Raw genomic sequence first — 11,483 nt, forward strand, 5'->3', positions numbered from 1 at the left:
CCCAGCAAGGTACGTTGCCACCGCCTCAGGCCGGGCCGGCAAGGGGTCGAGCGAACGTTCGTCGCACCAGCCTTCGAACTGGTTCCAGTCACTGGTATAGGCCCGCAGGGTGTTCGCCGCCTTGGCGTGGACGCGATAGCCCCGCGCCGCCGCAATCTCCGCGCCCAACGCTCTCGCGGGTGCAGAGATTAAGGCAGAGGGTGCTGGAGCGATGGTGTTCTTTGCGAGCCTGGCTTCGTCTTCCGCAGCATCCTCGCTTCCGTCCGCCATCTTCCGCCCCCTCGCCCACGCCAAAATCGGCCTTTCCATACCTCCATTTCCACTGTCCGTGAAGAACGATTCTCGGACATAGGAATTGGCATCGGGGGGGGGCTCCGCTAATCTGGATGCGATGGCTCGCGACCTCCTCCCGATCTCGACCAACCTTCCGGCTGACCTCCTTGCCGAGATCGAAGGCGCGCGCGACACGCTGGCGGCATCCAAGGCAAGCTCCACGCAGAAAGCCTATGCTTCGGACTGGGAACGCTTCTGCGACTTTTGTGACGCGCGTAATGTCGAAGCGTTGCCCGCGCACCCCGACATCGTCGCGCTGTTCGCGCATGTCGAGGCGGAGGCCGGCATCGCGCCGGTCACGATCGGCCGCCGCGTCGCGGCGATCAACCATCACCACAAGGAGGCGGGTCTTGCCCCGCCCATAGCGCGCGACGCCGCCGGCGTCATCGCGCAGATGATGGCGGGCGTACGCCGCAAATATGCGCGGAAGAAGGATCAGAAAGCGCCAGCAGCGGCGGACGTCCTCACCGCCCTGCTCGCGACGATCACGGGCGCAGGTCTGCGCGCCAAGCGCGATCGCGCGATCCTGGCGGTCGGCATGGCGGGTGCGTTTCGCCGTTCGGAAATCGCCGCCATGCTCTTGCCCGATCTCGAATTCGAAACCTCGGGCGTGCGGATAGTGATTCCCCGTTCGAAAGGCGATCAGGAAGCCGAGGGCCAGGAGATTGCAATCCCTGAAGGCCGACATATCCGGCCGGTGAGCCTCCTCAACGACTGGCTCGAGGCCGCCGATCTGATCGGCTTTGATCCCGCCACCGGCAAGCCCCGGACAGGCCCGGTGTTTCGTCGGTTGACCCGTGGGAACGTGCTGACGGCCGACCCGATCACCGACAAGACCGTGGCCCGTCTGGTCAAAGCCTGCGCGTCGGCGGCAGGGTTCGATCCAACCCTGTTCTCCGGGCATTCCCTGCGCGCGGGCTTCCTTACCGAGGCGGCCGCTAAGCGCGCGAACCTGTTCAAGATGAAGGACCACTCGCGCCACAAGTCGCTCGACACAGTCGCTGGCTATGTCCGCGATGCCGCAATGTTCGACGACCATGCGGGGGAGGAGTTCTTGTGATGCCGGACTGTCTCGCTATTCCGGCCTCAAAGCGAAACTCGAGACCTCGAAAGAGCTGGCAATGACGGCAGCGCCAGAATGGCAGGCTTATATCATGCCCAATTACGATGCGGCGATGACGCAGGCCTGCATGGCTCTTCAACAACGCATCCTTATCGACCCCGCCTACCGTTCTTCCATACTGGCCGATCCTCGAGACCTTCACCGCGCCTTGTTCGCCGGATTCACGCCGCCCGGCTATGCCGAATATGCCGGCACCTACAGGGGAACGGTCGGGACGTCGCTCGAGCGGCGGCGCTCAGGTGCATCGCAGATACTCAGCCCGCAAAAGAGCTTCTCGTTCGAAAAGCCGGAGAGGGTCGCAGCGGCGCTCGATTTCCTGCTGTCCGAGGTCCGACGCGAGCTGGTGCCGGCCAGGTCGGCTGCGCCTTTCATACAGCTCCTGACCCTGACGCATCTTTTCTGCTGGTTCGGCAAAATCCATCCGTTTCTCGATGGTAACGGTCATATTCAGCGAGCCCTGTTTGCCGCCGCGGCTACCGAACTTGCAATCCCGCTTGCCGCCCGCTTCGTCATCCACCCGCGCTCGTTTGATCGGCTGCTCGCCTGGCCACTGGAGATGTTCACACGATCCGCTCCCGACCAGCGCGAGCATTTCCTCGCGATGGTGGCCGAATATCTCAGTTCGTGGCTGGCTGGCCCCTTTGATCTGCCCGCGAGCGGCATTGCGCCCTAAGCGGCCGGGCTCGGTTCAGAGTTCGACCAACCTATAGCCACGATTGGCGAGCAATTTCCGGGTCCAGTCTTTGCCAATGGGCAAGCCCTCCGCGCCCGACGAGATCGCCGCATCGGCTCGGTCGAAAAGCGCGATGCAGAGTTCATCGCTATCGAACCGTGATCGGTACTGAATGCCGTCGAGGTTCGTGCTCTTATAAATCTCTGCGGAGATCTGCTGTGGCACCACATAGGCTCCCGGATTGTCGACCGGGTCGAAATCGGCCGAGACGCCGGCAGTTGTGGTCTTGAACCAGCCGAGGCCCGGTCCATGGACCTTGGCCAGGCGGACAGGCCGTGTCGTGGTGAAGTTTGCGGCGCGTCTCCTGGCGACCTGATCCCAAAGGACATCGCGATCCTTCGGCGTTCGCAGCAGCGCTTCCGCAAAGGGGCCGACTAGCGACTTTCCCAGGTAGAGAACCCCGAACTTGCCTTCCGGATCGTCCCACCGCCAGGTCGCGTCCCTGCGGCCATACCATCTGGCGGCCACCGTTGCGCCGTGAACCCGATGCAGCACCCTGCCCGTAGCGATCGTCGCCACCGGCATCTCACCTTTCGCCGCCACAGGCGTCAATCTTCGAGCGTGCGGGCGAACCGCGCGACGCGATCGACCTCCGCGTCGCTGCCTTTGAGAAGCGCGATCGGGCTCATTCCATCAAGGCCTTCATCACCGCTGACGAGGAACTGCAGGACGGCCCATCCAGACGTTTGCGGAGCGGCATTGAGGATTTTCGCAATTCCCGGGAGGAGCGCGTTCCCGTCGAACTGAAAAACCGGGAACAGCTTCGTCCCATTGTCCTCGACCATCAGCAGTCGGCGATCTTTCACCGCCTTATAGACCGCCTGAATCGTCTTGTGTCCAAGCAGGGTGCGCACCTTCTCCGCAGTCAGCGCGCCTCCCGCCGCGTCGATCAACCGTCGCTTGAACGCGATGGCGTTCGTGATCCTCTCTGCGGCCTCCGGGTTGTCCGTTTCGACCGCTGGAATGCCAAGAGCCAGGTGAAAGACCAAGCTGGGGACGTCAATGCTGCTGATGGCGGCCGCCTTTGCCGCCGCCGGCATCATTTTGATGATGCGATCGGTGCTTGCCACAATGCGGTCGTGAAGGACACGATCCGCATCAACGAATCCCATATTTGCCGGACGAACCATTCGATCATTCCTGTTGAGTCAGTTCCATATATGCTGAAATGGACACGTTTTCAACCAAAGGCTTCGCAAGCTGGTCCTTGCCGCGCGGATCGCCGCCTCGGAATGCGCTGGCTGCATCTCTACGAGGCACTCTCGAGCTGCAAGGAGGAGCGGCAAAATGCTCAGCCCGAGGGGCTTAATTCGAGCGTTCGTAGGACCATATGAGCGATCTACCGTGCTTCGATAAACCCGATAACTGGCAAGAGGCCATTGCGAACAAACTTCGAACACTGTATAAAATCGGCCGTTCGGAGCTTCGATCATGTTCGATATGACGACCTATCTTCTGACGAAGGATAACCCCGGCGGACCAACCTTCATCCCGGAGGAACACACGCCGGAATATCAGTTGCGTCAGCAGCTAAATACGGGCGTCGACGACGACCAACCCCTCACTGCGGGCCAAGCGATCGGCAGTCTCATATCGGTAATGCTGCTGGTCGGAACCGGCGTTTACCTGGCGTTTGCGTGGTGACCGCTCGTTCACTTCCTTAGATTGGGATCAGTAAAAAATCCCCGATTCTGATCCCGGTTTACCTCCGACTGCAAATCAACAGCTGCGCCAGCTCGATTGGTTCGCGCGGCCTCTGCAGCAGCTCTGTCGTCGTTCAGACTGGCCCGACCCTCGCCGATGATTCTTGCTGCGGCATTAGGGTCGCCGCCCGGGCTTCCGCTGCCAAGCCGCTCAACCCCGTGCGGACGATAAGACGCTCGGACATCCCCAGGCCCGCCTACATCCGTGCGGCGCACATCCACCAAATTCGGCTCGGAGATGTTGCCTTGGATTTCACCCCACAGTGCGTCACGTTTTTCCTGAGACCATTGCTGGATCATCTGCGACCTTACGGCGCGCTGCTGATCGGTCAGGTTCGTCGACCATAGCTCTGGCGCGTCCAGGTTCGGGTGAAGCAGCTGTTGCTGCCGGTACCACTGAGCGAGATCCTGGCTCAGATTCTCGCTGAGTTGCATTCCGTGCGTTTCAGCGAAGCTGGCGTCACGCGAGAGCGACTCGGATAGCTCCTCCATCTTGCGTGCCGCTTCCGTGTAGGAGCGAGCCTGGGCCAGGGAATCTTCAGTGCTTTGCGAGGATGAGGACGTCGCGGAAGACCGGCTGAACACACCAGACCGTTCGTAGGTGCCGTCGGAAGTAGATGCTCCGGTGCCGCTCGCGTGTTCATCGCGCACGCCGCTCGACGACGAGCTCGAACTATCCGTGGATCTACTCTGGTCAGTGGCATAACGAAGTGAGTCCTGTTGGCTTCCAGTTTTGCTCACGCCGACGGAGCCACCCGCGCCCAAAATACCGCCAAGTCGCCCCTTTTGCGGAGCGCCCCGACCGGCACCTCCACCGACCTGCCCACTAAGACCGCCGGTTACTGAGTCCACGGTTTGCGCCTGCCGATCGTGACCTTCGGAGATCCGCTGACTCTGGCCGGTCGACGAGCGCTCTTCCAGGCTCTGTGAGCTTGAGCCGGTCGTCCGATCAAACTTCTCGACGTTGGTATTTGCGGAACTACCGGCACCAGATTCGAAGCCCGAAGAGCGTTCTGTCGAGGTTCCAAAGGCACTCCGATTGGTGTGCGTGCTGGTCAAGATCTCTTGGGCGGCATTTTCGAACGCCTGTGCCTGGCGATGCGCTTGGCTCGCCATCTCCCGCCACTCTGCCACCGTTCCGGAGTTCATCGTTGGCGCGAACCCTAGCCGCGAGATTGCGCCGCTGGTGTCGAACACCTCCTGACCATTGCCGAAGCCAGACACGACCGCGCCGTTATCCTGCCGCCAGCCGACGCTGGTCGCGCCGCCCATGTAGCTCGGAGCCGTCGTCCACTGATCGCTCTGACGCATGTTCGACGTGGAATTTGCCCAGCTCACATTCCCATAGGAATAATTGCCCGTCGTCTGTTCGAGCGCGGCCGCCTCCGCTGCATTCTGCGCGGGCGCGAGCATCGACGTCGCCTGCCCTGCAATCGACATGGCTCCCCGAGCCAGGCCGGCAGCGAGGAACGGGATGCTCATCAGCATGAAGCCGGCGATCGTCGCCGTCTCCCCATTCACTGCACCTATGCCGGCATAGGTGCCAAGCGTCACGCCGCCGCTGGCAACACCGGCCGCAGCCGCCTCCGCCCTCGTCATGCAGATCATATGGAGAATGACGTACAGCGGTCCCCATGCGGCGAGGTAGAAGAACCCCATCGCGTAGCCCTTCAACGTCGTCAGCCCCGTTTGGGGCATGAGGAACAACGGGAAGATCACCGGGAACATCGCGAAGAAGACAACCGTCAGGACGATGTTCAAAATCGGCACCCAGGCCATCGCCTGCTGAGCGATCGAATTGTAGGTGTTGCGAGCCTGTATGTCCGCGCGCGTCTGCGCGAAGGTATCGATTGTCGCCGCGCCGGACCCGCCCGCCATGCTGTTTCGTGCTTGCATGAATGCGTTGATGGCCGTGTTCTGTCGCATCGAGTCAGAATAGTTGCTGGCTGATCCGGTAAAGGCAGCGTTCGCGATCGGGAGATCGTGTTTGAGCTTGTCGGCCGCGAGCGAGTTGCTCAGCTTGGGATAGAGTTCCTTGCCCCAAAGCGGCGTGTTTGCCTCGATCATTGGCGCCCATTGGGCGTTGAGCATATTGTAGGCCTGCCGGCAGGTGACGATCGCGCTGTTCACGGTGCCGTCGCCCTGGCGCTCCAGCCACTCCTGCGATCGAGCTTCCGATCCTGGTCCGATGTCCGTCCAAAGGTCTTTCGACTGCGCAAGGACCGTGAGCGATTTGCGGTAAAGCATCACATCGCCAAACAGACATTTCTTGAAGTGCTCTTCCAGGTTCGTCGAAAACTCAGCGTCGCGGATGACGAAGTTGCGGGTCGCGTCGTACAGACGCGCGCCGTAGACCATGCCATTGCTCGAGTAATTGAGTTCGCCCGGCATGACGAAGACAGTCTCGGCGGTCCGTGTCAGCCAATCACCAATCTGGGTCGTGAAACTCGCAAGCACCCCAAGCCCGAGCGGTACGTTCGCAACCGTTGCCGGTGCCAGCGACGGGTTGATCCGATCGGTCACCTTCACATCGATCGTCGGCACCATCAGGCAAAGATAAATCAGCGTCGATTGCAGGAACCAGTTCAGCCAGACTCGAAAGTTGAGCGTGAACGCGACGACAAGCAACGAGTAGATCAGGCCCATTACCATCACGACGCGGAGCAGGGATCGGTATCCCCCGCCCCCCGACCAGGCAGCGACGGCGTTGAAGGTGTTGACGAGATACTCGCCACCCCCAACCGTGAAGACCTCCACCATCGCCGCAGCTCCCCTGCCCTAGTTCAGCCCTTGTGCATTGAGCCCGCGCGAGAAATTGAGCGCGGACGACATCCCCGGCGTCATCGAGTTCTGGAGGGTGGACTCGAGCATGATGCTGCGATCGATGATCTGCATGGTGACCTGCAGCTTGTTCGAGAGCTTTACATCTCGCTGGGTAAACTTCTGGCGCGTCGCAGCGATCTGCTGTTTCCACTGATTGGCGGTCGCCTGGTCAAACGTCTGATAATGCGTCTGAGCCTGCTCGACGCGATCAAGCATGTTGTCCAGCATAGCAGCCAACAGGTCGACGGCAACGATCTCCGACAGCGTTTCGATCTCGCCATCGGTCAGCGCGTAGTGTGCGTAGGCCTGAACGGCGAGGATCTTGTAGATCGGGACGGTCGCAATGTTCAGAAGCTGCTTCTCGGCCGCATCAAGCGCGGTATCCGTGCGGATCTTGCTGCTCATCGATTTGATCATGCCGGCAATCCGCGGCCGGAGCGCGGACGACGCCGGAACGGTCAGGGTCTGCTCGCCGACATCGTAGCAGTCGGTGTCATTGCATTTGAGCATCTTGACCGCCGGCGCGTCGGCCGTGCCGTCGAGCAGCGCCGTGACAACGGCCTCTTCCGCCGGACCGAACATCACGACCTTGCCGCCCACCGACGGATCCGTGGAAGGCTGGGTCACGACAGTGCCGACCAGCGTCATGATGTATTCGGAAAAGGATTGGTCGAAGGCGCCGAACTTGGCCGATTTCTTCAGCGCCTCCCACGTATAATTATGGGGTTCACCGACAAGCTGATCCTTCATGTTGGCGTCGGTGTTGCCAGCAATCGTGGCATCCCGCTTGTTGCCGTTGTTGCAGCCTTGGCGGGACGCGGCCCAATCCGAAAAAACGCCCTGGCTGTTGCCGACCGCTTCGCAGATCGTCGAACGGGTGGAGTCCATTTGCGGCCAGATGCCGCCGACCAGCGCTTGCGCGGTTTCGCAGCTCGAGATGTTCATCTGGTTGAGGAGCTGTGCCTTCTGGCTGAACTCATCCATCACCTTCCCGATTTCCGGCGACACGGAATCGATGGCGAGCTTGAAGGCGAAACCGAGCGCATTGTTCGCCGTCGCCTTCAACATGGCGACGATCTCGGAGGCGTTGATGAAGGAAAAGCTGCCGCTGAAGAGGTCAATACCGCCACAACCGGCGCGTGCGCTCGGCAATTGCAGATTGAACGGCGAAACGCTCTTCTGGGGGAAGCGGGTCCAGACATTCCCGAGCGAATAATAGCCTGCAGACTGGCCCTGGAAGGCCGTTGGCCCCGTCACATTCGCGGCACCACCAGCGTCGTTGAAGAAGCCATTCATCTGTGAGGCGACGTCGGCCCGGGCCACGCCGATCAAGGAGAAATGCGAGGCAGCCACCATTGCAAGGCACGCCGCCATCTTCCTGCGGAAAGGGCGCCGCCGCCCCATCTCTGGTGCCTGTTCCATCAATAATCGCTCCCCACCTTCGTGTTGGTCAGCATAAAGATGCGATCCATGATCTCATCGGCGCTGAGCACGCCGTAACCGATCGGAATCGTCCGCTTCGTCTGCGTGTCGAACAGGACAAGCGCCGGCGTTTCATTGCCGGGCACGCCCATCCGAGCTCGTTGGCCAGAATCGACCACATAGTTGGGAAATTCGCGGTTCGGGCCGCCGTCCATCGAGACGGCCATCACCGTCATCCTGTGGCTGTCGGTGACCGAACGGAGGATCGGCGCAAACACCTCGCAGGCGCCGCAGCTCTGCGCGTAGAAATAGAACAAGCCGTACCGCTGCCCAAGGTTAGTCAAGACCTCATCCCGGTCCGCCTTGCGGTTGTCGAGCCAGAGGCGCTTGCCGACCGTCGAGACAGGTCGTTGAAGCGTGTAGTCGAGATCGGGGTTCTGCCAGAGCGCCCGCTGCCAGGTGTCGGAGAAGGTCGACGCGCGGTCGAGCTGCTCACGTTGAAAGCGAACATAGGCAATGACGTTGGCCTCGCTCGGCTCGAGGATCGCGCGCGCCTTCAATTCGTCGAGCTGCCTGCCGATGGCCGCGATCCGATCGGCCGCGCTCACCTGCGGCTCGGCCGCGGCGCTGAGCGGGGCCTCGGTCGGCTTCGGCTTCACGCAATAGAACCACTGGCCGAGCCTACGCTCTCCACAATAGAAATCGTCCGGTACGTCTTGCTCGATCGCATCGCGAGCGACGGTAGTTTCTTGGGCTCGGAGCGGAACCGCCGTGCTCACTGACGACAAGCCCAGCAGGAGCATCGAAAGCCTAGCGAGCCTTTTCATCGCCGGACGTCCTTTCATCGGATGGAGCCGTTTGGGCGAAGGGCGAAGGCCGCTGGGAATGCGCGGCTTGGCCGTCCCAGAGCGCAAAGTGGATGCAGCAATCGACATCACTGGGGGCGGCAGCGGCTCCACAGCCGCGTGGTGTGGCCGGCTTCGCTGGCGGCAAAGCTGACAGCAGTGCGATCAGCGCCGGCAGCTGAACGAACGTCAAAACCATGATCCGATTCCCTTTTTGCGAGCCTCAGCACGACGCACATTGGCGAAGCGCCTTTCAGCAGCATCCGCTTGGTCGACCATCCCGATCACTCCATTGAGCAACACACCGGCGGCGCGGTGGCCTTCCTCCGTCGGCATCAACCGCTCTCCGACCATCGCCAGCCATCCGCTACCGATCATGTTCGCAAGTGCTCGATCGATGTCTTCGACCCTGATCTTGCAGTCGAGCCAGCCGGCTAGGAACTCGGACAAGAAGTCAGCGCGCGCGGGCGTCTTGGCGCGATCCGTGCCAACGAAAATCGCCAGCTCGAAGACTGACATGTCCCACTCGTGCCGGGCGCCTGACGCGGCCGGCCGACGATCATTTGCCGTGAAGATCATAATAGTCCTGAATCTTGTCCTGAATTTCGGACATCGTCTGGACCTCATCGGGCAGCTTCGCTGCATCCATGAAGTCGGAATAAACGTCGGTGAAATCCATCACCGACAGGTCGAGTCTCGCGAACTCGTCGACCGTGAAGCCCTGACACTGCTCCTTTTTCGCGCTACCCCAAGGCTTGCCGAGCTGCGGGCGGCCCTGCTCTTGCAGGACGCGCGAAAGCTTGCTCTCGAAGCAGCAATAGGCGGTTCGCTTGGTCGAACAGATCCCGAGGAAGCTCGATGAGCAATAGCTGCCGAGATTATGGCAAAGGCCCATCCGATCTTTGATGTCGAGCTTCATCTCGTCCTGGCTACATGCGAACAGGACAAGGAACGGCGTGGCGAAGGCGGCGATCGCGGCCGGTCCGCCGGCGAGCGCTGCTGCACCAGCACCCAGCGGCACGAGGCCGGACACCTTTCCCGCGCAGCAGTTGATTAAGCCGAATACGGGTTTGTGGCAGGTCTCGCGTGTGCCGGTGAAAACCTTGAAATCGGCTTCGTTGAACTCCTTGCCGGCTTGATCGAGTGCATGAAGGCCGACGAGCGCGTCCCTGAACTCGGTCGACGCCTCGCGGACGATCGGCTCGCAATCGCCGTTGATGCAGTAGACGTCGTCCCCACATATATACTGCTTGTCGCCCCCGACCGTGCTCGAAGGGGTCGGGCAGCGATACACTTTCTCCGCGACCTTGCAGGCCCCACTCTGCGGGTCATCAAGGCAATCTTCACGGAGGAACGTGCACGACCGATTGCTCTCCAAATCCCCGCAATCGTTGCCCGCCGACATGACGTTGCAGGTGAAGGTGCGCTTCCACGCCCAGCACGACTGCGTCACAGGCACGCCTTCGATGATCCGGGTCTCGGGACCCTCTGTGCAGACTTCCCCGGCCGGATCAGCCGTGCACATCGTATCTCCGGCCATGGCTCCGCATCCATCGACCCTTTTGGTCGTCACCTGCGTTTCGGTCGTCTTGGCGTGCCAGCCTTGGCCGGTGATCGGGCTTGGAAGGAGGGAGAGATCGGTCAGATTCTCAGAGCAGACATATTCGGTCGCATTATAGTCGTCGCAGAATTTGTTGGTCGAAACGCCGTAAATCCTGTGCGCCTGACAAGCCTGCATCACGACGCCCGTCGGTCGGCAGACACCTGAAGCCAAATGCGGCGCCATCGCTGTGGATCGGCGTGCAAGAAGGACCCCGTTATGGGGGTGATCGGCGTCTAAAAGGGACCCCCATCTCGATGGTTTAGTTGCGTCCGTTTGGTGATGACCAGACGGCGGGATCGGGATGTTGATATTGGAGACGGTGGTAAGGATCCGGCGCGAGCACGCGGACGGTAAATCGATCAAGGCGATCGCGCGTGACCTGCGGGTGTCGCGCAAGGTGATAAGGAAGGCGATCCGGGCTCCCGAGGCGGGATTTGCCTATCGGCGGTCAGTGCAGCCGCTTCCCCGGATTGGGCCGTTCCAGGAGCGCCTGGACACTCTGCTGACGGAGAACGAGGCACGGCCGCGGCGCGAGCGCCTGCGGATGACACGGGTCCATGACCTGCTGCTGCGCGAGGGGTTCGACGGTTCCTACGATGCCGTGAGGCGCTATGCGAAGCGCTGGCTGGATGATCGGCGCAAGGATGCCGGCGACGGCGCTGCGGCGTTCATCCCGCTGATGTTCCGGCCGGGCGAGGCGTACCAGTTCGACTGGAGCCACGAGGATGTGGAGATCGCCGGCAAGCCGATGCGGGTGAAGGTCGCCCACACGCGGCTATGCGCCTCGCGAACGGTGTACGTGCGGGCCTATCCCCGCGAGACGCAGGAGATGGTGTTCGACGCCCATGCGCGGGCGTTCGCCTTCTTCGGCGGCGTGCCGACGCGCGGCATCTACGAC

The 11,483-nt window shown here is 61.5% G+C and carries 10 protein-coding genes and 2 pseudogenes; 4 read left to right on the forward strand and 8 right to left on the reverse strand.

The window, feature by feature from the left end:
* A pseudogene (locus tag SX1_RS24960) lies at window positions 1-270 on the reverse strand (integrase); the annotation flags it as partial.
* Between the two features lie 121 nt (window positions 271-391).
* On the opposite strand from SX1_RS24960, the gene SX1_RS20865 reads away from it, so the two are divergent.
* Both SX1_RS20865 and SX1_RS20870 read left to right on the forward strand, forming a co-directional pair.
* The gene (locus tag SX1_RS20865; RefSeq protein WP_019054647.1) at window positions 392-1,393 is read left to right on the forward strand and encodes a site-specific integrase; all 1,002 of its coding nucleotides are present in this window, start codon (window positions 392-394) and stop codon (window positions 1,391-1,393) included.
* Window positions 1,341-2,129 carry a Fic family protein gene (locus SX1_RS20870; protein ID WP_255209816.1) on the forward strand — a complete coding sequence of 263 codons (789 nt, stop codon included), beginning with the start codon at window positions 1,341-1,343 and terminating at the stop codon, window positions 2,127-2,129. The genes SX1_RS20865 and SX1_RS20870 overlap by 53 nt, the downstream gene beginning before the upstream one ends.
* A 15-nt stretch (window positions 2,130-2,144) precedes the next feature.
* Here SX1_RS20870 and SX1_RS20875 read toward each other — a convergent pair whose 3' ends face one another.
* Window positions 2,145-2,714 (reverse strand): RES family NAD+ phosphorylase, encoded by a 570-nt coding sequence (locus SX1_RS20875; RefSeq protein WP_019054649.1) that lies wholly within the window; start codon window positions 2,712-2,714, stop codon window positions 2,145-2,147.
* A 23-nt stretch (window positions 2,715-2,737) separates the two neighbouring features.
* Window positions 2,738-3,319 (reverse strand): hypothetical protein, encoded by a 582-nt coding sequence (locus SX1_RS20880; RefSeq protein ID WP_026150013.1) that lies wholly within the window; start codon window positions 3,317-3,319, stop codon window positions 2,738-2,740.
* 301 nt (window positions 3,320-3,620) lie between these two features.
* Between SX1_RS20880 and SX1_RS20885 the strand changes: the two genes are divergently transcribed.
* Window positions 3,621-3,833: a hypothetical protein gene (locus tag SX1_RS20885; protein ID WP_019054651.1), complete on the forward strand. Its 213-nt coding sequence runs from the start codon at window positions 3,621-3,623 to the stop codon at window positions 3,831-3,833.
* 8 nt (window positions 3,834-3,841) lie between these two features.
* Here the strand turns inward: SX1_RS20885 and SX1_RS20890 are convergent, their stop codons facing one another.
* The 5 genes and pseudogenes from SX1_RS20890 to SX1_RS23230 form a co-directional block, all read right to left on the reverse strand.
* Window positions 3,842-6,652, reverse strand: coding sequence for a conjugal transfer protein TraG N-terminal domain-containing protein (locus SX1_RS20890; RefSeq protein WP_019054652.1), 2,811 nt, complete (start codon window positions 6,650-6,652; stop codon window positions 3,842-3,844).
* An 18-nt stretch (window positions 6,653-6,670) separates the two neighbouring features.
* Window positions 6,671-8,071 carry a conjugal transfer protein TraH gene (locus SX1_RS20895; protein ID WP_019054653.1) on the reverse strand — a complete coding sequence of 467 codons (1,401 nt, stop codon included), beginning with the start codon at window positions 8,069-8,071 and terminating at the stop codon, window positions 6,671-6,673.
* Window positions 8,072-8,136: 65 nt separating this feature from the next.
* On the reverse strand, window positions 8,137-8,940 hold the full coding sequence (locus SX1_RS20900) for a conjugal transfer protein TraF (protein ID WP_043146235.1): 804 nt from the start codon (window positions 8,938-8,940) through the stop codon (window positions 8,137-8,139).
* Window positions 8,941-9,171: 231 nt separating this feature from the next.
* Window positions 9,172-9,561, reverse strand: coding sequence for a hypothetical protein (locus SX1_RS20910; RefSeq protein ID WP_019054655.1), 390 nt, complete (start codon window positions 9,559-9,561; stop codon window positions 9,172-9,174).
* Window positions 9,542-10,780 (reverse strand): annotated as a pseudogene (locus SX1_RS23230) (conjugal transfer protein TraN); the annotation flags it as partial. The gene SX1_RS20910 and the pseudogene SX1_RS23230, both read right to left, overlap by 20 nt.
* A 106-nt stretch (window positions 10,781-10,886) precedes the next feature.
* Between SX1_RS23230 and istA the strand changes: the two are divergent.
* Window positions 10,887-11,483 (forward strand): IS21 family transposase (gene istA / locus SX1_RS20920; protein WP_019054657.1); only part of this gene is annotated, 597 nt, incomplete at its 3' end.

The sequence above is a fragment of the Sphingobium xenophagum NBRC 107872 genome, from assembly GCF_000367345.1.
Lineage (GTDB): Bacteria > Pseudomonadota > Alphaproteobacteria > Sphingomonadales > Sphingomonadaceae > Sphingobium > Sphingobium xenophagum.